A 26,938-nucleotide genomic window follows, 5' to 3' on the forward strand; every position below is an offset into this window, starting at 1 on the left:
AAAACCCCCTTTGAAAGGATGTAGAACGATGAAAATTGAAAAAATTGAATTATTCGCTATTGAATTACCATTAAAGGAACCATTTATTATTAGCTATGCTACCTATTATACGATGCCTTCCTTAATCGTCAAAGTGACTTTAGATAATGGAGTTGTTGGCTATGGTGAAGGTGTAGCAGATGAGCATGTAACAGGCGAAAGCATGTATGGTGCCTTCGAAATTATTGAGAAAATTTTAGCACCACGCTTAATTGGTATGAATCCGTTAAATATGGAGGCTATTCATGACGTAATGGATCGCGCTATTTTAGCTGCACCAACAGCAAAGGCTGCACTAGATATTGCATGCTATGATGCTGCCGCAAAATCACTAAATGTACCTGTTTATGATTTACTAGGCGGACGCTTCCATGAGGAATTTCCGATTACCCATGTATTAAGCATTCAAGAGCCTGCTGTCATGGCACAGGAAGCGCTCGATAAAATGGCAGAGGGCTATCGCTCCTTCAAGCTGAAGGTTGGTGCGAAAATGCTAGAGGATGTCAAACGCATTCAAGCAGTAAGAGCAGCAGTTGGACCTGAAATCGCTATTCGCGTCGATGTCAACCAAGGCTGGAAAAACAGCGCAACCGCCCTACAAGCACTTGCCCTGCTTGAAGATTGTCACCTTGATTGGATTGAGCAGCCAATTGTAGCACACGACTTTGATGGCATGGTTGAAATTAAACAAAAAACGTCAACGCCTGTGATGATTGATGAGGGGCTTGTTGGCATGACAGAAATGCGCACAATCATCCAAAAGCAGGCCGCGCATAAAGTGAATATTAAGCTGATGAAATGTGGCGGTATTTATAAGGCAAATAAGCTCGCTATTATGGCTGAAATGGCCAATATTGAATGTCAAGTAGGCTCCATGGTCGAATCATCTATCGGTTCAGCTGCAGGTTATCATGTCGCTTTTTCTAAAAAATCAATGACGAGTGTAGAATTAACAGGTCCGTTAAAATATAGCGTCGATGTAGGCAACCTACAATTCGATATCCCATTTATTCGTTTAAATGATAAACCGGGTTTAGGTATTGATGTGGATGAAGCTCAGCTTGCTAAGCTAACAGTGAAACAAAGCATAATAAGCTAAGTGCTTAAATTTGAAAGCGTCTAAAAGCCACATAATTGCTGGCATTTTAGATGCTTTCGTTTTTTAACTTATTAGCGGGCACCGAAAAAGTCGATTTGTCACAAAATACGTGATATAAATCGACTTTTTTATGTTTAAATTTGTCGGAATACAAAGTTCTATTACAATAAATTCACTTCTAGTTTTTAGTACTCTCCGATAACTTTTTGAAACACAGACTTTTTCTAAAAAGTCATTGGGGCTGTCCAAAAAGCCGTGCATAGCCGTCATTTTGGACAGTAGCGAGGATGTTTCACAAAATGTTGATTCATATAAACAGAAAACGCCTCTTTTAAAAAAGGGATGAACATTGGCTTTAGCGGCGTGATCCTTCAGTAAAAGGGAAGCGATGAAAACATTGATTTCAATGCGGTGCAAATCAAAATGGACTTTTCGGACAACTCCGCAAGTGACAGAAACTTCGCTTTCAATATTGGCTACCAGCGTCAAAAACAGATAATCTATAGTTAAATTTCTCTATAAAAATCCATTTACCCCCTTTTAAAGCCTTATTTTTACTCTCTTGTAACAAGTTATTTAATCAATTACTATTATTTTAGATAATGTATTTTTCTAAATATTCCATATAAGGAGTGTGTTTTATAGTGAAAAAGCTGCTAGGACTGCTTTTTTTAATGTTGCTATTATTAGCCGCGTGTGGCAATAATACACCAAAAGAAAGCTCGACAGATCATAGCGAAACAGAAAATAAAGAAGCTGTTGCTTCTGAAAATGAGAATGAAGAAGTAGAAACGGAAGCAGATGAAGAAGCCACTGTTAGCCTAAGCTCACTAGCCTCTTGTGAAGGTATTTTATTAGAGGTTGGGAAAATTATTGAAGGAAAGCAGCTGGCTGCATGTATGGCAGATGCAATGATTGCAGCAGGTAGTGGCTCGCATAAAATTATTTCATCGACTGGTACTACAAAGGTTGATTTTCAATGGAATCCCGATTTTTCGATGCATGTTGAAAGCGAACATAGCACTGTTATCGTTGATGGTGATACAGGGTGGATGAATATACCAGGCAGAGGCTGGGTTGAGGAAACAGATAACCCGAATGATACCGATGAAGTCATCGCATCAAACGTTGTACAATTAACGCGCGCTTTAGGGCATCCAATAGCCATTGCTGAGAATTTTGCACAATCCCCTACTTGGCATGTTATTGCACAAGGTCCTGTACCTGATGCAGACGCTTTCGTTGATACAGCCTGGCACCTGGCCCCAGAAGGACCGATTAATCTTGGTGACGCTATACTTACAGATGTCCAACTATGGGTAACTCAAAATTATTTAGGAGCCTATTACATTTCAACAGCAACAATTAGTGGACTAACTGATACAACGAGCAATACATTTTTACAATGGGGAGAGCCTGTTGATATTCCAAGCCCTAAATAATAGGAGCTTAGCTTTATGAAAAAAGTTCGCTTATTTTTTAGCATGCACTTTATTCATTTCAGCTTATGGTAAAAAATAATTCTTAACAGCTCAAAACGACTTAATTTAAAATACTTCAAGCCCACCATAAACGTCTGAAAAGCATGTTGAAGCACAGCTTTTCAGACGTTTATCCCGTATTAACAAATTTGTTTGCGACGAGTAACCGCAGGAGCACAGACCTCCACTTCAAAACAGCAGGTAAAATCAAGATGTTTAAGTGGGGGATCCAACAGCCTGCAAAAACTAAGAATGAGGCCAACACGATGTTGGTCACACAAGCGTTTTCGCAGAATGCGAAGATCCTAGCTTGTGTACCTCTATCACCAATCAGTGGGGGATGTGCGAAAATCCCCACTGATTGATAGTTTCACTTTATTAGCAATTTATTAACTTCCATTTTTCTGAAACGAATATCTCGAACTAATTCGCTTCATTATCCTCTAATATTTGTACGCGCTCCTCAAAGCTAACTACTCTATGCATCTCATGCAGCATCCAAAGATAGCCGAATTCATCACTGAATACAGCATTCGATATGCCAAAATCAGGCAGTTCAGTAACTGCTTGTACTTCCTTACAGCCTGCCTGCATTGCTTTTTCATATGTGTCTGCAATATTTGGCACTAATATATTAAACCAAATCGGCTTCGGATCATCTGGCTTAGGTGCAATCATTTGATATGCAGGATTTTCATCTAATAAATGAAACCTAACATCATATAATTTAAAAACTGCTTCATTTTTGCCAACAGGGAAATCTGTTACTTCCACACGCTCTATATCAAAAATTCTCTCATATAATGCCAGCGCCTTCAAACTATCCGTCACAACCATATCGATTTCTACACCAACCATTTTAGACACTCCTTTAATTTTAATGAAATCCTATTATTAGAGTACCACAATGACCGTTAATTATTACATCATTCACATTCGAGTTATTGCGATATGCAAAAAAAAGACGTCCGAAAAGCAGTGCTTTGCATGCTTTTTGGACGCCCTGAGTAATCTATTAACCGATAGAACCTTCCATTTCGTAGTTGATTAAACGGTTCATTTCTACTGCATATTCCATTGGTAATTCTTTTGTGAATGGCTCGATGAAGCCCATTACGATCATTTCTGTCGCTTCCACTTCTGAAATACCACGGCTCATTAAGTAGAATAATTGCTCTTCTGATACTTTTGAAACTTTTGCTTCGTGCTCTAATGACACGTCGTCATTTAAAATTTCGTTGTATGGAATTGTATCTGAAGTTGATTGGTTATCCATAATTAATGTATCACACTCGATGTTTGCACGTGCGCCAGTCGCTTTTGGACCGAAGCGGACGATACCGCGGTATGATACTTTACCACCATGGTGTGCAATTGATTTCGATACGATTGTTGAAGATGTGTTTGGTGCAAGGTGAATCATTTTTGCCCCTGCATCTTGGTGCTGACCTTTACCAGCCAAAGCGATTGATAATGTCATACCACGTGCACCCTCACCACGTAAAATACATGCTGGGTATTTCATTGTTAGTTTTGAACCGATGTTGCCATCAACCCATTCCATCGTGCCGTTTGCATCTACAACTGTACGCTTCGTTACAAGATTGTAAACGTTATTTGCCCAGTTTTGGATTGTTGTATAACGGCAATATGCGTCTTTACCAACGATAATTTCTACTACTGCTGAGTGCAATGAGTTTGTTGTGTAAACAGGTGCCGTACAGCCTTCTACATAGTGTACATGTGCGCCTTCGTCTACGATAATTAATGTACGCTCGAATTGACCCATGTTTTCAGAGTTAATACGGAAGTACGCTTGTAAAGGAGTTTCTACCTTTACGCCTGGTGGTACGTAGATGAATGAGCCACCTGACCATACTGCTGAGTTTAATGCTGCAAATTTGTTGTCTGCGTAAGGAATAACAGTACCCCAATATTTTTTGAAAATGTCTTCATTTTCTTTTAATGCTGAGTCTGTATCTTTGAAGACGATACCCAAGTCTTCTAAATCCTTTTTCATGTTGTGGTAAACTACTTCAGATTCGTACTGAGCAGATACACCAGCTAAATATTTTTGCTCTGCTTCTGGAATACCTAATTTATCGAATGTTGCTTTGATTTCTTCAGGCACTTCATCCCATGAGCGCTGTGTTGCTTCAGATGGCTTTACGTAATACGTAATTTCATCGAAGTCTAATGCTGAAAGGTCGCCGCCCCATTGAGGCATTGGCATTTTATAAAATTGTTCAAGAGCTTTTAAGCGGTAGTCAAGCATCCACTGCGGCTCTTCTTTCATATTTGAGATTTCTCGTACGATTTCTTCTGTTAACCCACGTTTTGAACGGAAAATTGATACGTCCTTATCGTGGAAGCCATATTTGTAATCGCCGATATCAGGCATTTTTTTAGCCATTAGTTCTCCTCCGTTCATTACAATTATTGCGCTTCGCTTTTTACACCCTTTTCCATTGCTTTCCAAGCCAATGTTGCACATTTAATGCGAGCTGGGAATTGCGACACGCCTTGTAGCGCTTCTACATCACCTAAGTCATATTTGTCTAGGTCGTACTCTTCACCAAGCATCATTTTTGAGAAAATATCTGCTAGCTCTAACGCCTCTTCAAGTTTTTTTCCTTTGATGATTTGTGTCATCATCGATGCAGAGGACATGGAAATCGAGCAGCCTTCACCATCAAATTTCGCGTCCTCTACAATACCGTCAGTCAATTTTAATGTTAAATGAATGCGGTCACCACAAGTAGGGTTATTCATATCGATTGTGACGTTATTTTCTTGTAAAATCCCTTTGTTACGAGGGTTTTTATAATGTTCCATAATAACAGAACGATATAGCTGATCTAAATTATTAAAAGACATCGTTGAAATACTCCTTCGCTGAGCGCAGTCCTGCAACTAAGCGGTCGATATCTGCTTCATCATTATATAGATAGAAGCTTGCACGTGCTGTTGCAGTTACTTGAAGCCATTTCATTAACGGTTGAGCACAGTGGTGACCAGCTCGTACTGCGATTCCATTCATATCTAATACTGTTGCAACATCATGTGGATGGACATCATCTAAGTTAAATGTCACAAGTCCACAACGCTGCATTGGATCGCGAGGGCCAAAAATTTGTAAGCCTTCGATTTTCTCTAGCTCATCCATTGCATATGCAGCTAATTGATGCTCATGTGCAGCTATATTATCTAAGCCGATTTCATTTAAGAAATCGATTGCTGCACCTAAGCCGATTGCTCCTGCAATGATTGGTGTACCACCTTCAAATTTCCACGGTAGCTCTTTCCATGTTGACTCATAAAGACCTACGAAATCAATCATTTCACCGCCAAATTCGATTGGCTCCATGTTGTCTAAAAGCGCCTCTTTTCCATATAGTACACCAATACCTGTTGGCGCACACATTTTATGCCCAGAAAACGCTAAAAAGTCACAATCTAAATCCTGCACATCGACTTTGACATGTGGTGCTGCCTGTGCGGCATCAACAACGATAATTGCTCCGTTGTCATGCGCAATTTTCGCAATATCCTTAATTGGATTAATCGTTCCTAAAACATTCGATACGTACATAATAGAGACAATTTTTGTTTTGCTAGTAATTGCTGCACGCACTGCATCTAAAGAAATTGTACCATCTTCTTGTAAATCAATATATTTCAGCACAGCACCCTTTTCTTTCGCAAGCTGCTGCCATGGGATAATATTCGAGTGGTGCTCCATGTACGTAATGACAATTTCGTCACCCTCTTGCAGCGTTTGACGACCGTAGCCTGCTGCAACTGTATTTAAAGCTGTTGTTGTACCACGTGTGAAAATAATTTCCTTTGTAGAACGGGCATTAATAAATTTACGTACCTTTTCGCGTGCACCCTCATAAGAATCCGTTGCGCGGTTTCCTAAAGTATGAACACCACGATGGACGTTCGAATTATCAAATTCATAATATTTTTTTAATGCTTCAATCACTTGAATAGGCTTTTGCGACGTTGCTGCACTATCAAGGTAAACAAGCGGATGTCCGTTTACCTCTTGATTTAGCACAGGGAAATAGTTTTTTATGTCTTTTATATTCATTATCGAACTTTCCTTTCGATAACCTCCGTCAGTTGCTTTTTAACGCCCTCAATTGGCAACTTTGTCACAACTGGCGCAAGGAATCCGTGAATGACAAGACGCTCTGCCTCTGCTTTTGAAATACCGCGACTCATTAAATAGTAAAGCTGAATCGGGTCAACACGACCTACAGATGCTGCGTGCCCTGCTGTTACATCGTCTTCATCAATTAAAAGGATTGGGTTAGCATCGCCACGTGCTTTTTCAGAAAGCATTAAAACGCGTGATTCTTGCTCTGCGTTTGCCTTTGTTGCACCATGCTCGATTTTACCGATACCGTTGAAAATAGATTGTGCACCGTCTTTCATGACACCGTGCTTTAAAATTTGCCCATCAGAGTTTTTACCCCAGTGGCGTACTTCTGTTGTGAAGTTTTGCTTTTGCGTACCGCGACCAACAACAACTGTTTTCGTATCTGCAACAGAGCCATCGCCGATTAAATGTGAAATGTTTTCAGAAATTGTATCTGAATCATTCATTAAGCCAAGTGCCCATTCGATTTTACCATCACGTGCAATGTTTGCACGACGGTTTACATATGTTGTAAAGCCTTTTGCAAGAACATCTACAGCACCGTAAACAACTTGCGCATTGTCTTTAATAACAACTTCCGCAATGATGTTTGCTTGTCCCTTTGATTCTTCAATTGTCGATACATATGTTTCAACATATGTTACACTTGAAGATTCCTCAGCTACAACTAATACGTGGTTAAATAATGAAGCATCTGCATCATCATTAACAAAAACAACTTGTAATGGCTCTTCTACAACAACGTTGCGTGGTACGTATACGAATACGCCACCATTGACAAGTGCTGCATGGTAAGCAGCTAATTTATGCTCATCTACTTTAACAGCCGTTGTCATGAAATATTTTTGCACTAAATCGCTATGCTCACGAACCGCTGTTAAAATATCTGTGAAAATAACACCTTGTGCTTTTAGCTCTTCTGAAACTTTGCTAAATGCTGGTGTGTTATTGCGTTGAATGTAAAGATTTTGTTGCCCCTCTACATCGATTAAAGCAGCTACCTCTGCTGGTAAGCTAGCTAATGATGTGTATGGTGCACTTTCTACTGTATGTTTAGGGAATTCAGTAAAGTTCCATTTTTTAATATTCGTTTTATCAGGCGTTGGTAATGCTAGCTCTGCCGCTTGTGCAAGTGCCGCCTCGCGGAAATCAGCAAACCACGCTGGCTCATTGTTGCTTTGTGAGAACGAGCGTACTTCTTGTGCTGATAACGCCAATTTTGTTTCCACCGTCATCTTGTTCGTCCTCCTCTAATTATGCTTCTGCTTCTACAGTTTCTTCTTCGATACCTAGCTCTTGCTTAATCCAGTCGTAACCATCTGCCTCTAAGCGTTGTGCAAGCTCTGCACCGCCAGATTTCACAACTTTACCTTGCATCATTACGTGTACATGGTCTGGTGTGATGTAGTTTAATAAGCGTTGATAGTGCGTAATCATTAAGCAGCCGAAGCCTTCGCCGCGCATTTCGTTAATGCCTTTAGATACCACTTTTAATGCATCGATATCAAGACCTGAGTCAATTTCATCAAGAATTGCGAATGTTGGCTTAATCATCATTAATTGTAAAATTTCGTTACGCTTTTTCTCACCACCAGAGAAGCCTTCGTTTAAGTAACGTTGACCCATTTCCTCTGGCATTTCTAAAAAGTCCATCGTTTTATCTAATTCGCGGATAAATTTCATTAAAGAAATTTCATCGCCTTCTTCGCGACGCGCATTGATTGCTGAGCGTAGGAAGTCTGCGTTTGTTACACCAGCGATTTCAGATGGGTATTGCATTGCAAGGAATAAACCAGCTTTTGCACGCTCGTCAACTTCCATTTCTAACACATTTTCACCATCTAATAATACTTCGCCTTGTGTTACTTCATATTTAGGATGACCCATAATTGCAGATGCTAACGTAGATTTACCAGTACCGTTAGGACCCATAATTGCGTGTACTTCATTTGTATTGATTGTTAGGTTTACACCTTTTAAAATCTCTTTTCCGTCGATTTCAACGTGAAGATCTTTAATTTCTAAAGTTGCCATTAAATTACCTCCATAATGTTCATTGCATGGGTATCCCATTGCATAATTATTGTCATGTACAATCTTAACTGAAAAGAGCTAGTGTTGCAAATAGTTTAGAATAATTTTAATTAAATAATTGTAAAAAAAGATAGTAGCCAGTATGCAACAATTCATAATTTATTAATAATGCAGTAGCAACAATTATCAATTAGCTCATTGTCAATAAGAATTATGACTCAAGTAATAGTCAGAGTGCATATAAAGTTTTAATTTGCTTTATCCGCATTTTTAACAAATAAAGGAGCGCTCATAATTAGAACGCTCCTTCATTTATTATTATTGCGAAATCGCTAGTTCTTTCATTAAATAGGCATCCACACTCGCTGCGACAGAGCGTCCCTCTTTAATCGCCCAAACAATTAAGCTTTGCCCTCTGCGTGCATCACCTGCCGCAAAAACACCTGGTACATTTGTAGAGAAGTCTTTGATAGATGCTTGAATACGATTGTTGGCAATCGTCACACCAAAATGTTCAGGTACTGTGTGCTCTACACCCTCAAAGCCAATCGCTACAAAAACGTGCTGAGCTGGCCATATTTTTTCAGTGCCAGGTAGCTCCTTAAAATAATAGAAGCCATCATCCCCTAGCACTTTTTCCATTTGAATTGTATGCAATGCTTTCACACAACCACTCACATCCTTTTCAATTTTCGTTGTTTGAATGCAATATTCACGCGGATCATGTCCTTGCGCTGCCTCCACCTCTGCATAAGCGTAATCTAGCGTATAAACATTCGGATCTTTCGGCCAAGGTGTCTCCTCTGTACGTCCTGTCGGTAGCTTTGGATGCTTACCAAATTGGTAAACCGAATTGCATTTTTGGCGAATAGCTGTTGCCACACAGTCAGCCCCTGTGTCGCCACCACCAATAACGATGACATCCTTCCCCTCTACATTCAATGCTTGCCCGTCCTCAAAGTTTGAGTCTAATAAGCTTTTTGTGACATCTGTTAAATAATCCATCGCTAAATGAATCCCGTTTGCGTCGCTGCCCTCCATATGAAGCAAGCGCTGCTTTTGTGCACCTACACATAAAATAACAGCATCATAGGTGCTCTGTAGCTCATCGGCAGTAATATCTTTCCCTACCTCTGTATTGACAATAAATTCAATGCCCTCTTGACTCAAAAGGTCAACACGACGCTCAATAATATCCTTTTCTAGCTTCATATTCGGAATACCGTACATGAGCAAACCACCAAGGCGATCAGCTCGCTCAAAAACTGTCACAGCATGCCCTGCCTGATTTAATTGGTCAGCCGCTGCTAAGCCTGCTGGACCTGAGCCAACAATCGCTACTTTTTTACCAGTGCGCTGTGCTGGAATACGAGGTATTACCCAGCCATTTTCAAAGCCTTTATCAATAATGGTACGTTCAATCGACTTAATGGCAACAGCGGGGTCTGTAATCGCTAATGTACAAGACCCTTCACATGGTGCTGGACAAACACGCCCTGTGAATTCTGGAAAATTATTCGTCATATGCAAGCGCTCTAGTGCTTCCTTCCATTGCCCGCGATAAACTAAATCATTCCATTCTGGAATTACATTTTGAATTGGACAGCCCGCTGCTGTACCACGAATTTCAATACCCATATGGCAAAATGGTGTGCCGCAGTCCATGCAGCGTGCGCCTTGTATTTGCAATGCTTCATCTGTTAAGCGAGAAGCATACTCCTTCCAGTTTGTGATACGCTCTAGTGGCGCGATTTCCTTTGTTTTTTCTCTTTTATATTCCATAAATCCTGTCGCTTTTCCCATTCTAGAACCCCCCTTTACTTGGAAATAGCTAGCTCTTTTATGCTCGTTGCTTCGACAAATGCCTGCATTGCTGCTAAATCAGTTGTTAACCCCTGTGCCTCATGCTGAGCAATTTTATTCAGCATCGCCTGATAATCTGTTGGCACAACTTTGATCAAGCGCTGAACAGTTTGCTCCCAATTTTCTAACACCTCATAAGCCTTTGAGCTATTTGTATAATCAAAGTGCTGTGTAATCATTGCATGTATGATATCCATCTCCTGTTTTTCTTCAAGCTTCGCAAATTCAATCATTTCCATATTGCACTGCGCTTTAAATGCCGCCTCGTCTGTTGGCAGCACATAGGCAATACCGCCTGACATCCCAGCAGCAAAGTTTTGTCCTACATCGCCTAGCACAATAATTTTGCCACCTGTCATATATTCACAGCCATGGTCTCCAATGCCTTCAACGACGATATGTGCACCTGAATTACGAACTGCAAAGCGATGCCCTGCTCGCCCATTAATAAATGCCTGACCACTTGTTGCGCCATATAAACAAACATTGCCTGCAATGACATTGCGCTCTTGCTGTCCTTTAATCGGTGCAATCGCAAGCACTTTGCCACCTGATAAGCCTTTCCCAAAGTAATCGTTGACATCTCCTACACAGCTTAACGTCATACCACGAGGCGTAAACGCGCCAAAGCTCTGTCCTGCATGTCCTGTGAAATTTAGGCGAATCGTATGCTCTGGTAAGCCTTGCTCTCCATAGCGGCGAGATATTTCACTACCGATAATTGTGCCGACAACACGGTCTGTATTTTTAATTGGATAGTGTAATGTAATAGGTGTTCTGCTTGCAATGCTCTGTTCCACCTTTGGCAACAGCTCACGCATATCAAAGCTTTCTGCAATTTTATGGTCTTGCTCCTGCTCTTTCGTACGCACGCCTTGCACCTGATATAGCAACGCTGTTAAATCGAGCTGTCCTGCCTTCCAATGCGCCTTCGCACGTTTAGACACTTCAAGGACATCTGTGCGTCCAACCATTTCCTCTACTGTGCGGAAGCCTAGCAATGCCATATACTCACGCATTTCCTCTGCTACAAAGCGGAAATAGTTCACAACATGGTCTGCATTCCCCATAAACTTCGCACGTAGCTCTGGATTTTGCGTTGCTACACCTACCGGGCATGTATCTAAATGACAAACACGCATCATCACACAGCCTAAAACGATTAATGGTGCTGTCGCAAAGCCATATTCCTCAGCTCCAAAAAGTGCTGCCATAATGACATCTTTTCCTGTCATTAGCTTGCCATCTGTTTCTAATACGACACGGTCACGCAAGCCATTTAACATCAGCGTTTGATGTGCCTCCGCTAAGCCTAGCTCCCATGGTAAGCCTGTATGCTTAATTGATGTTTTCGGTGAAGCACCTGTACCGCCATCGTAGCCTGAAATAACGATGACATCTGCCGCTCCTTTTGCTACGCCAGCTGCAATTGTACCAACGCCTGCCTTTGCCACAAGCTTGACAGAAATTCTTGCATAGCGATTGGCATTTTTCAAATCATGAATGAGCTCAGCCATATCCTCAATAGAATAAATATCGTGATGTGGTGGTGGAGAAATTAAACCAACACCTGGCGTGGAGCCACGTACCTCTGCCACCCATGGATATACTTTATTGCCCGGCAATTGTCCGCCTTCACCAGGCTTTGCCCCTTGTGCCATTTTAATTTGCAATTCCTCTGCATTCACTAAATAATGCGATTTAACACCAAAACGTCCTGAGGCAATTTGCTTAATCGCACTGCGACGGCTATCACCGTTTGCGTCTTGTATATAGCGAGCAGGGTCTTCGCCACCTTCTCCAGAATTTGAGCGTGCACCAAGGCGATTCATCGCAATCGCCAATGTTTCATGAGCTTCTTTCGATAATGAACCAAATGACATTGCCCCTGATTTAAAGCGTTTAACAATTGATTCCACCGATTCCACTTCCTCTAAAGGCAAACGCTTCTCCGCCTTTTTAAAGTCGAATAAATTGCGTAAAAAGCCGATGCGCTCTTCATTTGCCATTTCGGCATACATACGATATAAGCCGTAATCATTTTTACGTGTTGCCCATTGCAATGTATGAATTGTTTTTGGGTTGAAGGCATGATGCTCACCGTTTGCACGCCACTGGAAGTCACTGCCTGAATCAAGCTCCTGCTGCTTCATTTGTAGTGCAGCTTGATGGCGCTTTTTCGTTTCTTCACCGATCGTTTCTAAATCAATGCCATCAATTTGCGAGGCTGTTCCTGTGAAATGCTCCTCAATAACAGCTTTACTAATCCCTACAGCTTCAAATATTTGCGCACCACGATAGGATTGCACTGTTGAAATACCCATTTTTGACATCACTTTGACAACGCCATCCGTTATGCCCTTACGGTATTTTTGAATCGCTGTTTGATAATGGAGTGGAATATGCCCTTTCTGAATTGCCTGCTCAATCGTTGCATATGCTAAATATGGATAAATTGCATCAACACCAAAGCCAATTAATGCAGCAAAGTGGTGCACCTCTCTCGCCTCGCCACTGCTAACAATAATGCTTACCTTAGTGCGTAAGCCTGTTCGCACTAAATATTGATGTAAGCTACTTGCAGCTAATAAAATTGGCACTGTCGGTATTGTGATATCCTCATTTTGATCTGTTAAAATTAACAATGTTGCACCATGCCCAATCGCCTTTTTCGCTTGCTGCTGTATACGCTGTAATTCTTCCGCTAAGCCTTCCTTAAATGTTAATTCCATCACAGTGTGCTGGAAATCTGATTGTTTTAGTAGCTCGGTATATTCCCCATGCGTTAAAATTGGTGTATCAAGGAAAATTCTACGTGCATTTGCTGCTGTCGGATGCAATAAATTACCTTCAGCGCCAAGCAACGTCATGGTCGATGTGACAACATGCTCACGTATGGAATCAATCGGTGGATTTGTTACTTGCGCAAATAGCTGTTTAAAGTAATTGAACAGCGATTGTGGGCGCTCAGATAGTACAGCAAGCGGTGTATCATTGCCCATAGCACCAAGTGGATCCTTCCCTTCCTTCGCTAAAGGCACAATATATTTTTGAATATCCTCAAATGTATAGCCATAAATTTGCTGCTGACGTGTAATATTTTGCACTTGTACAGATGGCTCTTCCTTTGCTTCAAGCTTGACCATATGCTCCTCTAGCCACTCTGCATATGGATATGCTACGGCCATTTCAGACTTTAGCTCATCATCTGAGATGATTTTCCCTTGCTCTAAATCAACAAGCAGCATTCGCCCTGGGCTAAGACGGTCCTTATATAAAACATTTTCCTCTGCTATATCAATAACACCTGTTTCAGAAGAGAAGATAATATGGTCGTCCTTAGTTACATACAAGCGACCTGGACGTAAGCCATTGCGGTCTAAAATAGCGCCAATTTGCTTGCCATCTGTAAAGCAAATTGCTGTTGGCCCATCCCAAGGCTCCATTAAGCTTGCATGATATTGATAAAATGCTTTGCGCTCTTTTGCAATGCGTGGATTTTCTGTCCATGGCTCAGGAATTAGCATCATTGCTGTATGTGCAGGTGTGCGTCCTGCTAGTACGAAAAACTCAAAGGCATTGTCTAACATTGATGAGTCTGAGCCTGTCGTATCGATAATCGGTAAGATTTTTTGTAAATCTTCCCCGAAAGCCTCTGAAATAAATTGCTGTTCACGTGCTTGCATCCAGTTAATATTGCCACGCAACGTATTAATTTCACCATTATGAATAATGTAGCGATTTGGATGTGCTCGCTCCCACGATGGGAATGTATTTGTAGAATAGCGTGAATGGACAAGTGCTAATGCGGAAACAAAATGCTCATCTTGTAAATCTAAATAAAATTCACGTACTTCCTCAGGTGCTAGCAGCCCTTTGAATACAATTGTTTGACTGGACATACTTGGACAATAAAAGGTATAATTTTGCGCTTTTGCCCAATGCTCTGCCTGTTTGCGAATTAAATATAGCTTGCGTTCAAAGGCAAGATTATCTGTTGTATTAGCTGCGATAAATACTTGACGAACAATCGGTGCTGTCGCTTTTGCCACCTCGCTTAAACATTCTTTATTAATCGGTACTGTACGCCAAGCAATTAGTTGCTGCCCCTCTTGCGCAATCAATTCGTTTATTTTTTCTTCGATTGCCTTGCGCTGTTCCTCATTATTTGTAAAAAATAATTGCCCAACACCGTACATCCCTTTATTAGGTAATTGTAGCTCTGGACATTGCGTTTTAAAAAAGGTATCTGGAATTTGCACCATCAGCCCTGCACCATCCCCAGTTTTCCCATCGCTTCCACGCCCTGCACGATGCTCTAAGCGACATAGCATTTCTAAACCATTTTTGACAATATCATGAGAAGGTTGCCCTTTAATATTTGCGTACATGCCAATACCACATGCATCATGTTCAAACTCTGGTGAATAAAGACCTTGTGTGACTGGCAATTGATGAAATGTCATAGATGATTCCCCCAATTTTTTCAATAACGTATTTACATTTTATATTTTTGAGAATAATATAAACAATATATAGTTTGGATATAATCTATCTAAAAATCAGATGAATGGGGTGGAAACGTTGGAGTTACGTCAATTACGTTACTTTGTTGAAGTGGCTGAGCGCGAGCATATTTCAGCAGCAGCAGAGCATTTACATGTGGCACAATCAGCAATTAGTCGGCAAATTGCCAATTTAGAGGAGGAATTAGGTACCCCACTTTTTGAGCGTGTTGGTCGCAATGTCAAGCTGACACCAGTTGGGAAAATCTTTTTAGAGCATAGCTTAACCGCTTTAAAGGCGATAGATTTTGCTACAAAGCAAGTTGAGGAATATTTAGACCCACAAAAAGGGGTCATTAAAGTGGGCTTCCCAACAAGCTTAGCAAGCTATGTTTTACCAACTGTGATTTCCGCCTTTAAACGCCAATATCCCGATGTCGCCTTTCAGCTGCGTCAAGGGTCTTATAAATACTTAATTGAAGCTGTAAAAAATCGAGAGCTCAATTTAGCTTTATTAGGGCCGATTCCACCCAAGGATGAGTTAATTGATGTCCGTGTGCTTTTTAGCGAAAATATGTATGCACTGCTGCCAACATCACATCCATTAGCTAAAAATGAATCGATTAATTTAATTGATTTACGTCATGAAAACTTTGTACTCTTTCCTGAGGGCTATGTTTTGCAAAAGGTGGTCGTCGATGCATGTCGTTCAGTAGGCTTTTTGCCAAACATTACATCTGAGGGTGAGGATATGGATGCATTGAAGGGGCTTGTTGCAGCTGGTATTGGTATTACACTATTACCTGAGAGCTCGCTCTATGACTCCACACCGCGCTTAACCGTCAAAGTACCTATTGCAATGCCTGTTATCCGCCGCACAGTTGGTGTCATTTATCCGACAACTCGCGATTTAGCACCATCAGAGCAAATCTTTTTATCGTTTGTTGGCGATTTTTTCTCAAGGCTGACGCAGTTTCAGTAAAGAATGTGGATGGTGACCCCCACAGGAGCACACAATATGTAATGTAAAAGCAAAAGGGGGCGTCCTGTTGGGACGCCCCCTTTGCGACGAGGATGGTGACAATTGATCGTGACCACCGCAGGAGCACAATTTTAATCAAAAATTTATTATGCAAAAAAGCGGAGCTGTTCAGAAAGTGAACTTTCTGGACAGCCCCTCTGTTTTAAGGGAGAACTTTCATAATAGTTGTAAGCGATTTAGAAAGTTATCTATTATTTTTCAACTGGCACAACAGCGCCTTCCCATTCCTCTAAAATAAAGTCTTGGATTTCTTTTGATGTTAATACTTCTACTAATTTTTTGATCGCATCGCTATTTTCATCGCCTGTACGTGTAGCAATAATGTTTACATATGGAGAATCTGAGCTCTCAATTGCGATTGAATCGTTAATTGGGCTAATGCCTGCATCGATAGCGAAGTTTGAATTAATGACAACAACGTCACCTTCACCATTTTCAAAATAAGTAACTAACATTTCTGGTGCAGAGTCTGCATCAAATACAAGATTTTTTGGATTTTCTACAATATCCTCTAAACGCGCCTCAGATTTTACAACGCCTTCTTTTAAAGTAATTAAACCTAAGCTTTCAAACAATGTTAAAATACGACCTTGCTCTGTTACAGAGTTTGAAATAATAATTGTTGCGCCGTCTGGTAATTCATCAAGTGATTTATATTTTTGTGAGTAAACGCCGATTGGCTCGATATGAATACCACCTGCATTCGCAAAGTCATAGCCTTTTTCCTTCATTTCATTTTCGAAATATGGAATCGTTTGGAAATAGTTCGCATCTAATTCACCAGAATCTAAATCTTGGTTTGGCAATATATAATCTTGGTATGGACGAACTTCAATTTCAACGCCTTGCTCAGCTAAAATTGGCTTCGCTTTTTCTAAAATAATATCATGTAAACCGTATGATGCACCTACTACTAATTTTGTTGGCTCTGCTGTTTCTGTTGTACCATTGTCACCTTCTGTGTTGCTACCTGTTGTTTCTTGCTCTTTATCTTCTTTAGCACCACAAGCTGCTAATACTAGCGCAAGTGCTGAGAATAATAAGATTGATAACCATTTTTTCATGTTTTTTCTTCCTCTCTTTTTTCACTTTCTATATGTCAACAAGTTACCTTGTAAAGACCTAACGTTTATCTACTTTGACTGTCAAAATATCACCAATCCATTGAATAATAAAGACGATGACTAAAATAAAAATTGTTGCTACTTGTGTTACATCGCTACGGCTACGTTGGAAGCCATCGATATAGGCAAGCTGACCTAAACCACCTGCACCGATAATCCCTGACATGGCTGTATAGCCAACAAGTGCAACGGCTGTTACTGTAATACCTGAAATTAAAGCTGGCAATGATTCAGGAATCAAGACCTTCCAAATAATCGTCGATGTTTTCGCCCCCATTGAACGTGCTGCCTCGATAACACCTTTATCAATTTCACGCAATGCAATAAGTACCATGCGCGCATAAAACGGTGCTGCTCCAACAATTAAAGCTGGTAGAGCAGCATTCGTTCCACGAATTGTTCCCACGATGAATAGCGTAAAAGGAATTAATAAAATAATTAAAACGACAAATGGAATGGAACGAAAAATATTCACAAGTGACCCAGTAATAAAATTGACGATTTTATTTGCCCACAGCTGATGTGGGCTTGTTAAAAATAGTACAATACCGATTGCTAGCCCTAAAATAAATGTAATTACAGTAGAAATTGTTGTCATATAAATCGTTTCATAGGCTGCTTGCCACATTTTGTCCCAATTGACGTTCGGAAATAATTGCTCAACCACGTTCAATCACCTCCGCTTGAATATTGTTTGTTGCTAATAGCTGCAATGCACTTTCAATACTTTCTTTACCTCCATCAATATGCACGATGAGCGTACCGTAAGGACCATTTGCCGTATGTGAAATAGCACCATGCAAAATATTAATATCAACATCGAATTGTTTAATTAGCTGCGACATAATGGGCTCTTTTGTTGATTGACCTACAAAGGTCACGCGCACAATTTTGCCAGTCGGATAGTTAGCTACAATTTGCTCGATGGATTCCTTCGTCTCACTTGAATCAGAAACTTGTGACACGAAGTTTTTCGTAATCGTTGCCTGCGGATTTTGGAACACCTCAAGCACTTTGCCTTGCTCGACAACTTGTCCAGCTTCCATCACTGCAACGCGATGACAAATTTTACGAATAACATGCATTTCATGTGTAATTAAAACGATTGTCAGCCCTAGCTTTTGATTAATATTCAAGAGTAGCTCTAAAATAGCATCCGTCGTTTCAGGGTCTAGCGCTGAAGTTGCCTCATCACAGAGCAATACTTCTGGGTTATTTGCTAATGCACGGGCAATGCCAACTCGCTGCTTTTGCCCTCCTGATAGCTGTGAAGGATATGCTTTCTCCCTTCCGTTTAAACCGACTAGCTCCACTAGCTCCTGCACACGGTTTGCTCGCTCGCTTTTACTAACACCCGCAATTTCTAATGGAAATGCGATATTTTCCTCAACCGTACGTGACCAAAGCAAATTAAAATGTTGAAAAATCATGCTTATTTTCTGACGTGCTTGGCGTAAGCTTGCACCAGAAGTATGCGCAATATCCTCACCATTGACAATGACTTCTCCAGTTGTTGGCTTTTCCAAACCGTTAAGCAAGCGAATCATTGTACTTTTTCCTGCGCCACTGTAGCCGATAATGCCAAATATTTCGCCTTGATTGATTGTTAAATTAACATCACGAACAGCGGTCAAATCGCCATTTTTCGTTTTGTAAACTTTCGTTATATTAGATAATTGAATCATCGTTATTCTCCTTTTAAAAATCAAAAAAACCTTTCCACTTTGAGCAAGCAGAAAGGTTTTACATAATGAATTTATGTTGAACCATTCTCTCATCTTTCAAAGTGTATACTTTGTGTGACTTGGCACCTTTTCACATTCGTGATGGTTGCCGGGCTTCATAGGGCACTTCCCTCCGCCGCTCTTTATAAGAGGATTTATTTAATTTGTAAATTTAGTATGAATGTACTTTATCACGATATAAAAAGTGCGTCAACTACTTTTTAATATTTCATATAAATTTAGTACGGATTGAAAGGCATAAATTTTTTCCATTGTGCCGTCATCCCTTGCTATTACTAGGCATGGAACACTTTCTACTTGCAACTCCAAGGCTAATTTTTCAGAATAGTTTAAATTCATTTTTCCTATTGGCATAGTAGGTAATAGCTGTTCCACGACATCCATCATTTTCGATGCGATGGCACATGTTCCACATATTGGCGTATATAAATATAGCGTGACAACATCATTATTAGTTAACTGCTGTTGCCACTGCTCGATTGTCCATTCTTCCATTATCATTGTCCTACTTTGTACGTATATTTGCTTTTTTCAAAAGTGTAGCTAACACAGTTGTTGGGGTTGTTGCAACCTCTTTATATTGTGCAGGTATTTCGAGCTGAATAGCCTCTGAATAAACTCGCTTCATTAGCTTACGCATTTTTTGCCCTGATACATCCGCATCAAAAAGCGTATAAAATTTAAGATACTCATATGGTGCTAAAAGTTCAAGCAAATTGTCTTCACTCATCGTTCCGTTTGTACATAATATAATCGCATCCTCGGCAATTACTTGCTCCAGCTTTAATTTATCCGAACGCCCTTCTACAACCATACAAATCATCAAAATTCTCCTTTCATACGCAAATGGGGTGCCAGGAAAGCAGATCAATATCTGTTTTACCGACACCCCCTTTATATTTGTTTTACTCAGCAGTCATTTCGTCGTATTGCTCCGAAGTCATTAACTCATCTACTTCAGATGGGTTCGATAGCTCAACAACAACCATCCATGCTTGCTCATATGGAGATTCGTTCACGAATTCTGGGCTATCACCTAACTCTTCGTTTACTTCTACAACTTTGCCTGATACGGGCGCATATAGCTCCGATACAGTTTTAACTGACTCAACGCTACCAAATGGCTCGTTCAACGTTAATTCGTCGCCTACTTCTGGTAGTTCAACGAATACGATATCGCCTAGTTCATTTTGTGCAAAATGCGTAATACCGATACGCGCCTTGCCGTCTTCAACTTTTACCCATTCGTGCTCTTTAGAATAACGTAATTCTGTTGGTGTGCTCATGAAAACCCCTCCAAATATGTAATACATTCATTTTCAGTTTGCCATATTTCTTACGTAAAAACAAGCTACTATTCACGTTATTTCCACGATTCTAAGAAGTCAGACTCCTTGAAGCCTAACGTCACTTTTTTGCCATCCGTTACAAGCGGTCGCTTAATCAGCATACCATCAGACGCCAGCAAGGCTAATTGCTCATCCTCTGTCATTTCTGCTAGCTTATCCTTCAAGCCTAGCTCCTTATATTTCATCCCAGATGTATTAAAAAATTTCTTCAACGGCAGCCCGCTCGCCTCATAAATTGCTTGCAGCTGCTCCTTTGTCGGTGTTTCTTCTACAATATGTATCGACTCATACGTAATATGCTGATCATCCAACCATTTTTGCGCTTTTTTACATGTTGAACATTTTGGATATTGATAAATTTGAATTGTCATTTGCCAGTCGCTCCTTTTTCATTGCTTCTTAAAAATCATATCATAAATTCTTTTAAAAAGACCTTGAAAAACATTTTATATCATATTACCTTGTTCTAGAAAGGGGACTGAAGTATGAACATGACAATTGAACAACTACCCTCATCAAAAATCGCCTATTTCCGAAGCATCGGGGAGTATGGAGGAGAGAAAAACCAAGAATTGATGGAAGCTTTTAAAGAATGGGCAAAATTGCAAAATATATTTGAGCAATCTATTATTTTAGGCATACCACAGGATAATCCACAAATTGTTCTGAAAGAGGAATGTCGTTATGATGTTTGTGCTATTGTAAGTGAAGATTTTAACGTCACAGCGCCCGCTCAAGTTGGTAAATTTTCAGGTGGCAAATATGCTGTTTTCTTACTTGACCATACCAAAGAAGCTGTTAGTGAATTTTGGAAAAATATTTTTAATATGATTGAAAAAAATCATTTATCTATTAGGGAGCAGCCGATTATTGAAAGGTATACGGCTCAAATGATTAATCAGCATTTATGTGAAATATTAGTGCCTATTCAGTAAAGGGAAGTGCTGTTATTTTTTAATTCAAAAGTAACAATTCGCCCGACCAAGTGGCGAATTCGCTCTACCAAACATAAATAGAAGGCTATCCAAAATATTTGGATAGCCCCACAATATTAAACGATGTACTTCTCTGCCTCGATTAATTTCTCAGCAGCTTCACGTTTTTTTGTGATTAAGTTGTATGGGTTGTTGCGTGTTAATTTGCGCAGTGCTGATAATGTCATACGACCTGCATCACCTTCAACTGACGCAAGCAATGTATCCTTTGCTTCTTTTTCGATTTCTGCAAATGCTTCTTGACAGAAAATTTGCGTATATAGAAGCTTTTGTGCTGCTTTTTCTGCACCATCACGCTCGATTGCTTTTTGCGTGCGGATAACTGCTGATTCCATTGCGTATAATTGGTTGGCGATGTTGGCGATTTTCACCAATACCTCTTGCTCCGCCTCTAATTTCACACCAAAACGCTGAGCTGCTGCGCCTGCTGCTAATACGCCAATTTTTTTGGCGTTTTTCACTAAGTATAGCTCTTGTGCTAATGGCTCATCGCCCACTTCTTCAGGCATCATCATTAATAGCTCTGATTGCAGGTTTTGCGCAACTTGTAATAATGGTAGCTCACCTTTTAACGCCTTTTTCATAAATGTGCCTGGTACGATCATACGGTTGATTTCGTTTGTACCCTCGAAAATACGGTTAATACGAGAGTCGCGGTAAATGCGCTCCACCTCGTATTCTGCCATGAAGCCATAGCCGCCGTGTAATTGCACTGCTTCATCTGCCACATAGTCCAATGTTTCAGAGCCGAATACTTTAGCGATCGAGCACTCAATTGCATATTCAGCTACTGCACCAGCAATTGCTTTGCCATCCTTTTGTTCTTCAGCTGATAATTGACCTAGACGATCTTCGAAGTAGCCTACTGTACGATAGTTTAACGATTCAGATGCATAAATATGTGAAGCCATCGTTGCTAGCTTTTCTTTCGTTAAATTGAAGCTTGAAATTGGCGTATTGAATTGCTTACGTTGGTTGGCATATTGTACAGCTAATTCAAAGGCACGCTTTGAGCCACCTACAGTACCTACACCTAATTTATAGCGTCCGATATTTAAAATGTTGAAGGCAATAATATGACCGCGTCCTACTTCACCTAATAAGTTTTCAACAGGTACTTCTGCATCCTCTAAAATTAATGTACGTGTTGAAGATGATTTAATCCCCATTTTCTTCTCTTCAGGACCTACAGAAACGCCTGGATATGAGCGCTCTACGATAAATGCAGAGAATTTGTCGCCATCAATTTTAGCGTAAACAACGAAGACATCCGCAAAGCCTGCGTTCGTAATCCATTGCTTTTCACCATTTAATACGTAGTGTGTGCCTGCATCGTTTAGCTTTGCTGTCGTTTTTGCGCCCAATGCATCGGAACCTGAGCCTGGCTCTGTCAAGGCGTATGCTGCAATTAATTCACCTGAAGCAAGCTTTGGTAAGTATTTTGATTTTTGCTCATGGTTTCCGAACAATACGATTGGTAATGAACCGATACCAACATGGGCACCGTGTGTGATTGAGAAGCCACCTGCTACAGACATTTTTTCTGCGATTAGTGCAGAGGAAATTTTGTCTAAGCCTAAGCCTTCGTATTCTTCTGGTACGTCTGCTGCTAAAAGACCTAATTCACCTGCTGTTTTTAATAAACGTACAGAGTGGTCGAATTCATGGTTTTCTAAATTTTCTACAACTGGTAGTACTTCGTTTGCTACATACTCCTCTGTTGTTTTCGCAATCATTTTTTGCTCATCCGTGAAATCCTCTGGCGTAATGACGCGATTAATATCTACTTCTTCTACTAAAAAGCTTCCACCTTTAATAATGTTTGTCATTATTAGTTCCCCCTTATTTTGAGTGCCAGGCACTCACACAATTCTCACACAATTTCCAATCTAGCCTTGTTATAGTATTTCGAACACACCAGCAGCACCCATACCGCCACCGATACACATTGTCACAACGCCATATTTGCCGCCACGACGCTTTAGTTCGTGAATTAATTTCAATGTTAAAATCGTGCCTGTTGCACCAAGTGGATGCCCCAATGCAATCGCTCCACCATTGACGTTTACTTTTTCTTCATCAATGCCTAAATGACGTACAACCTGCAATGATTGTGAGGCGAACGCTTCGTTGATTTCCCATAAATCAATTTGCTCCTGCGTTAAGCCAGCAATTTCTAACGCTTTTGGCACAGCGACAATCGGACCAATGCCCATTACTTCTGGCGCTACTCCACCAACCGCAAAGCCTAAAAACTTTGCAAGTGGCTTTAAGCCTTGTGCCTCTGCCTCTTCTTTATCCATCACCAAGACTGCGGCTGCCCCGTCTGATGTTTGTGAAGAGTTGCCTGCTGTTACAGAGCCTTTAACATTAAAGGCTGGACGTAATTTAGCTAAACCTTCCACAGAAGTGCCTGGACGCACACCCTCGTCTGTATCGAAAATAAATTTCTTTTCCTGTAATTTGTTTTTCTCGTCTACATAATGCTGGACAACTTCAACAGGTACGATTTCATCCTTAAATTTGCCCTCTTTAATCGCTTTTTCAGCTAATTCATGTGAGCGTACCGCAAATTTATCTTGGTCTTCACGGCTCACTTCATAGCGCTGTGCTACTTCCTCTGCCGTATGTCCCATGCTCATATAATACTGTGGTGCTTCCTCTGCAAGCTTCGGATTCAAGCGAATCGTATTTCCTGTCATCGGAATCATACTCATCGACTCAACGCCACCTGCTAGTATCGCCTTGGAATGTCCTAGCATAATGCGCTCTGCAGCATAGGCAATTGTTTGTAAGCCTGATGAACAGAAACGGTTGACTGTTAATGCAGGTGTTGTATCTGGTAACCCTGCTAATGCTCCAATATTACGTGCTATATTCATGCCCTGCTCTGCTTCTGGCATCGCACAGCCCATAATTAAATCATCAATCGGCCCTTCGTAACCTGCTCGATTCAATGCTTCTTTGACAACAAGTGCACCGAAATCATCTGGACGGACTGTTGCTAACGACCCCTTCTTTGCTTTCCCAATCGGTGTACGAGCACCTGCTACAATGACGGCTTCACGCATCATTCATATCCCCCTTCTATGACTAGTTACGTAATGGCTTTCCTTTTACAAGCATGTGCTGCATACGCATTTGCGATTTTGGATCAGCAACTAATTGTAAAAATGCCTCTTTTTCTAAGTTTAATAAGTATTCCTCTGTCACTTCTGTTCCATATGGTACTAAGCCCCCTGCAATTACATATGCAAGCTTTTTGGCTATTTTTAAATCATGCTCACTAATATAGCCTGATTGGAACATGCCCTGTGCACCTAACAGCAATGTTGCATAGCCTGGTGCCCCAACAACCTTCACCTTTTGCTTTAACGGTGCAGTATAACCCGTCTCATATAATGCTAGCGCTGCTTGCTTCGCATCATAAAGTTGATGATCTGCATTAACAGAAATACCATCCGCAAAGTTTAAGAAATTGTTTTCACGCGCTTCCTCACCAGATGTTGATACTTTCGCCATCGCAATTGTTTCAAATACTTTTGTTGCAATTGCTTGGTAATCGATTTCTACCCCATTTGGCAAGCCTTTTAAGAACTTTTGATAAAGACCGATATTACCGCCGCCCCCTGGAATTAAGCCAACGCCTACTTCTACAAGACCCATATATGTTTCAGCAGATGCTTGAATATGCGCTGCTGGTAAGCACACTTCCGCTCCGCCACCTAAAGCCATTTGGAAAGGTGCTGCGACAACTGGCTTTGTGCAATATTTAATGCGGCGCATCGCCTTTTGGAATGCGCTCACGACGAAGTCTAGCTCGAAAATATTATCATCCTGTGCTTCCATTAAAATCATGCCTAAGTTCGCCCCAACACAGAAGTTCTTGCCCTGGTTACCAATAACTAAGCCTTTATAATTTGCTTCTACTTCGTCAATTGCGAAGTTCAGCATTTGAATAATGTCTAAGCCAATGGCATTTGATTGTGAGTGGAATTCTAATAATGCAATGCCATCGCCTAAATCAATTAAGCTAGCACCCGTATTTGATTTAATGACACCATGCTTTTTCTTATAGCGCTTTAAATCAATTACTTTCGGATTCGTTGGCACTTTTTCATATTCTGTCCCATTATAGAAGGCTAAATCGCCATCAATTTCTGAGTAGAATGTATCAAAGCCTTTTTCTAATAAACCTTTCACGAATGCTGGCACTTCTCGACCTTCTGCCTCCATTTTTGCAACAGAGTCTTTCACACCAATTGCATCCCACATTTCAAATGGCCCTTGTGCCCAGCCGAAGCCCCATTTCATCGCATTGTCGATTGCCACAATGTCATCTGCAATTTCGCCATGTAGCTGTGCTGAATAAATCAATGTCGGTGCAAAAACATTCCATAATAACTCGCCTACACGGTCATTTGCATAAACCAGTGTTTTTACTTTATTGGCTAAGCCTCTAGCTTGCTTTGCCATTTCCATAGAAGGCGTTTTCAGCTTTTTCACTGACTCATATTCAAATGTTTGTAAGTTTAGCTCAAGAATTTCCTTGCCTTGCTTTAAGAAGAAGCCTTGACCTGACTTCGCACCTAGCCAGCCATTGTCAATCATCTTTTTCACGACTGCTGATTCTGCAAATACTTGTTGCTCTTCACCTGTCGTATTGTCATAAACGTTTTTAGCAACATGCGCAAATGTATCTAACCCTACAACATCTAACGTACGGAAAGTTGCTGATTTTGGGCGACCGATTAAAGGACCTGTTACGGAATCAACTTCACCGATTGAATAGCCACGCTCCTGCATTTCACGCATCGTTACAAGTAAACCGTATGTACCGATACGATTTGCAATAAAGTTTGGCGTATCTTTTGCGATAACAACCCCTTTGCCAAGCACATCTTCACCGAATTCACGCATAAATGCGACCACTTCTGGTGCAGTTGTATTTGCTGGGATAACTTCTAAAAGCTTTAAATAGCGCGGTGGATTGAAGAAATGCGTTCCTAAGAAATGCTTTTGGAAATCCTCTGAGCGTCCCTCTGCCATCGCATTAATGCTAATACCTGATGTATTTGATGTAATAATTGTGCCAGCTGTTCTCACAGCATCAATTTTTTCATATAAGCTCTTTTTAATAGCTAAATTTTCAACAACAACTTCAATAATCCAATCCACATCTTTTAGCTTCTCTAAATCATCCTCAAAATTCCCTGGTGTGATTAAAGCTAAGTTTTGCTTCGAAGATAGTGGTGCTGGTTTTTGTTTTAATAGTTTTTGCATTGCCCCTTGTGCAAAACGATTGCGTACTACAGGATGCTCAAGCGTTAACCCCTTCGCTTGCTCCTCCGCCGTTAATTCCTTCGGTGCAATATCCAACAATAATGTCGGAATACCGATATTCGCTAAATGTGCTGCAATACCTGATCCCATAACCCCTGAGCCTAAAACGGCTGCCTTTTTAATGCTGTAAGCCACGAGCAATTCCCCCTTG

Annotated in this window: 22 protein-coding genes and 1 riboswitch; of the genes, 4 read left to right on the plus strand and 18 right to left on the minus strand. The window is 40.7% G+C overall.

The genetic code is table 11. The features are described 5' to 3' along the window. Positions 1-28: 28 nt before the first annotated feature. The gene (locus tag M3Z76_RS13355; protein WP_293927819.1) at positions 29-1,138 is read left to right on the plus strand and encodes a mandelate racemase/muconate lactonizing enzyme family protein; all 1,110 of its coding nucleotides are present in this window, start codon (positions 29-31) and stop codon (positions 1,136-1,138) included. A 644-nt stretch (positions 1,139-1,782) separates the two neighbouring features. Beyond that, positions 1,783-2,580: a hypothetical protein gene (locus M3Z76_RS13360; RefSeq protein WP_293927816.1), complete on the plus strand. Its 798-nt coding sequence runs from the start codon at positions 1,783-1,785 to the stop codon at positions 2,578-2,580. 462 nt (positions 2,581-3,042) lie between these two features. Here M3Z76_RS13360 and M3Z76_RS13365 read toward each other — a convergent pair whose 3' ends face one another. The 8 genes from M3Z76_RS13365 to gltB form a co-directional block, all read right to left on the minus strand. Then, positions 3,043-3,477, minus strand: coding sequence for a VOC family protein (locus M3Z76_RS13365; protein ID WP_293927813.1), 435 nt, complete (start codon positions 3,475-3,477; stop codon positions 3,043-3,045). 157 nt (positions 3,478-3,634) lie between these two features. Next, the gene (sufB, locus tag M3Z76_RS13370; RefSeq protein WP_293927810.1) at positions 3,635-5,032 is read right to left on the minus strand and encodes a Fe-S cluster assembly protein SufB; all 1,398 of its coding nucleotides are present in this window, start codon (positions 5,030-5,032) and stop codon (positions 3,635-3,637) included. A gap of 23 nt (positions 5,033-5,055) precedes the next feature. Continuing rightward, complete coding sequence (gene sufU, locus M3Z76_RS13375; protein WP_293927807.1) at positions 5,056-5,496, minus strand: Fe-S cluster assembly sulfur transfer protein SufU; 441 nt, start codon at positions 5,494-5,496, stop codon at positions 5,056-5,058. After that, the gene (locus M3Z76_RS13380) at positions 5,486-6,715 is read right to left on the minus strand and encodes a cysteine desulfurase (protein WP_293927805.1); all 1,230 of its coding nucleotides are present in this window, start codon (positions 6,713-6,715) and stop codon (positions 5,486-5,488) included. The genes sufU and M3Z76_RS13380 overlap by 11 nt, the downstream gene beginning before the upstream one ends. Then, entirely contained in the window at positions 6,715-8,022 is a 1,308-nt protein-coding gene (gene sufD, locus M3Z76_RS13385; protein ID WP_293927802.1) for a Fe-S cluster assembly protein SufD, read from the minus strand. Before sufD ends, M3Z76_RS13380 begins: the two co-directional genes overlap by 1 nt. Positions 8,023-8,041: 19 nt before the next feature. Then, positions 8,042-8,821 carry a Fe-S cluster assembly ATPase SufC gene (gene sufC, locus M3Z76_RS13390; RefSeq protein ID WP_293927800.1) on the minus strand — a complete coding sequence of 260 codons (780 nt, stop codon included), beginning with the start codon at positions 8,819-8,821 and terminating at the stop codon, positions 8,042-8,044. A 318-nt stretch (positions 8,822-9,139) separates the two neighbouring features. Further along, the gene (locus M3Z76_RS13395; protein WP_293927797.1) at positions 9,140-10,624 is read right to left on the minus strand and encodes a glutamate synthase subunit beta; all 1,485 of its coding nucleotides are present in this window, start codon (positions 10,622-10,624) and stop codon (positions 9,140-9,142) included. Between the two features lie 14 nt (positions 10,625-10,638). Next, the gene (gene gltB, locus M3Z76_RS13400; protein WP_293927794.1) at positions 10,639-15,150 is read right to left on the minus strand and encodes a glutamate synthase large subunit; all 4,512 of its coding nucleotides are present in this window, start codon (positions 15,148-15,150) and stop codon (positions 10,639-10,641) included. A 118-nt stretch (positions 15,151-15,268) separates the two neighbouring features. On the opposite strand from gltB, the gene gltC reads away from it, so the two are divergent. Continuing rightward, a complete protein-coding gene (gene gltC / locus M3Z76_RS13405) occupies positions 15,269-16,171 on the plus strand; it encodes a glutamate biosynthesis transcriptional regulator GltC (RefSeq protein WP_293927792.1) in 903 nt (300 codons plus the stop codon). Between the two features lie 251 nt (positions 16,172-16,422). Here gltC and M3Z76_RS13410 read toward each other — a convergent pair whose 3' ends face one another. The 7 genes from M3Z76_RS13410 to M3Z76_RS13440 form a co-directional block, all read right to left on the minus strand. Continuing rightward, complete coding sequence (locus M3Z76_RS13410; RefSeq protein WP_293927790.1) at positions 16,423-17,295, minus strand: MetQ/NlpA family ABC transporter substrate-binding protein; 873 nt, start codon at positions 17,293-17,295, stop codon at positions 16,423-16,425. Positions 17,296-17,353: 58 nt separating this feature from the next. Then, complete coding sequence (locus tag M3Z76_RS13415; RefSeq protein ID WP_293927787.1) at positions 17,354-18,022, minus strand: methionine ABC transporter permease; 669 nt, start codon at positions 18,020-18,022, stop codon at positions 17,354-17,356. Continuing rightward, positions 18,015-19,040 (minus strand): methionine ABC transporter ATP-binding protein, encoded by a 1,026-nt coding sequence (locus M3Z76_RS13420; RefSeq protein WP_293927784.1) that lies wholly within the window; start codon positions 19,038-19,040, stop codon positions 18,015-18,017. The genes M3Z76_RS13415 and M3Z76_RS13420 overlap by 8 nt, the downstream gene beginning before the upstream one ends. 86 nt (positions 19,041-19,126) lie before the next feature. Continuing rightward, a riboswitch (SAM riboswitch) is annotated at positions 19,127-19,231 on the minus strand. Between the two features lie 58 nt (positions 19,232-19,289). Then, positions 19,290-19,595: a thioredoxin family protein gene (locus M3Z76_RS13425; protein WP_293927781.1), complete on the minus strand. Its 306-nt coding sequence runs from the start codon at positions 19,593-19,595 to the stop codon at positions 19,290-19,292. 10 nt (positions 19,596-19,605) lie between these two features. Continuing rightward, positions 19,606-19,923 carry a toprim domain-containing protein gene (locus M3Z76_RS13430; RefSeq protein ID WP_293927780.1) on the minus strand — a complete coding sequence of 106 codons (318 nt, stop codon included), beginning with the start codon at positions 19,921-19,923 and terminating at the stop codon, positions 19,606-19,608. An 82-nt stretch (positions 19,924-20,005) separates the two neighbouring features. Beyond that, positions 20,006-20,386: a glycine cleavage system protein GcvH gene (gene gcvH, locus M3Z76_RS13435; protein ID WP_293927779.1), complete on the minus strand. Its 381-nt coding sequence runs from the start codon at positions 20,384-20,386 to the stop codon at positions 20,006-20,008. Between the two features lie 77 nt (positions 20,387-20,463). After that, positions 20,464-20,820 carry an arsenate reductase family protein gene (locus M3Z76_RS13440; protein ID WP_293927778.1) on the minus strand — a complete coding sequence of 119 codons (357 nt, stop codon included), beginning with the start codon at positions 20,818-20,820 and terminating at the stop codon, positions 20,464-20,466. A 114-nt stretch (positions 20,821-20,934) separates the two neighbouring features. Between M3Z76_RS13440 and M3Z76_RS13445 the strand changes: the two genes are divergently transcribed. Next, on the plus strand, positions 20,935-21,384 hold the full coding sequence (locus M3Z76_RS13445; RefSeq protein WP_293927776.1) for an AraC family transcriptional regulator: 450 nt from the start codon (positions 20,935-20,937) through the stop codon (positions 21,382-21,384). A 116-nt stretch (positions 21,385-21,500) separates the two neighbouring features. Here M3Z76_RS13445 and M3Z76_RS13450 read toward each other — a convergent pair whose 3' ends face one another. The 3 genes from M3Z76_RS13450 to M3Z76_RS13460 all read right to left on the minus strand — a co-directional run bounded on the left by M3Z76_RS13450 (position 21,501) and on the right by M3Z76_RS13460 (position 26,922). Further along, positions 21,501-23,273, minus strand: coding sequence for an acyl-CoA dehydrogenase family protein (locus M3Z76_RS13450; protein ID WP_293927773.1), 1,773 nt, complete (start codon positions 23,271-23,273; stop codon positions 21,501-21,503). A gap of 69 nt (positions 23,274-23,342) precedes the next feature. Then, entirely contained in the window at positions 23,343-24,515 is a 1,173-nt protein-coding gene (locus tag M3Z76_RS13455) for an acetyl-CoA C-acetyltransferase (RefSeq protein WP_293927879.1), read from the minus strand. 22 nt (positions 24,516-24,537) lie between these two features. Continuing rightward, the gene (locus M3Z76_RS13460; protein ID WP_293927770.1) at positions 24,538-26,922 is read right to left on the minus strand and encodes a 3-hydroxyacyl-CoA dehydrogenase/enoyl-CoA hydratase family protein; all 2,385 of its coding nucleotides are present in this window, start codon (positions 26,920-26,922) and stop codon (positions 24,538-24,540) included. Between the last annotated feature and the right edge of the window lie 16 nt (positions 26,923-26,938).

The sequence above is a fragment of the Metasolibacillus sp. genome (assembly GCF_025291715.1).
In the GTDB taxonomy this organism is placed as follows: domain Bacteria; phylum Bacillota; class Bacilli; order Bacillales_A; family Planococcaceae; genus Metasolibacillus; species Metasolibacillus louembei.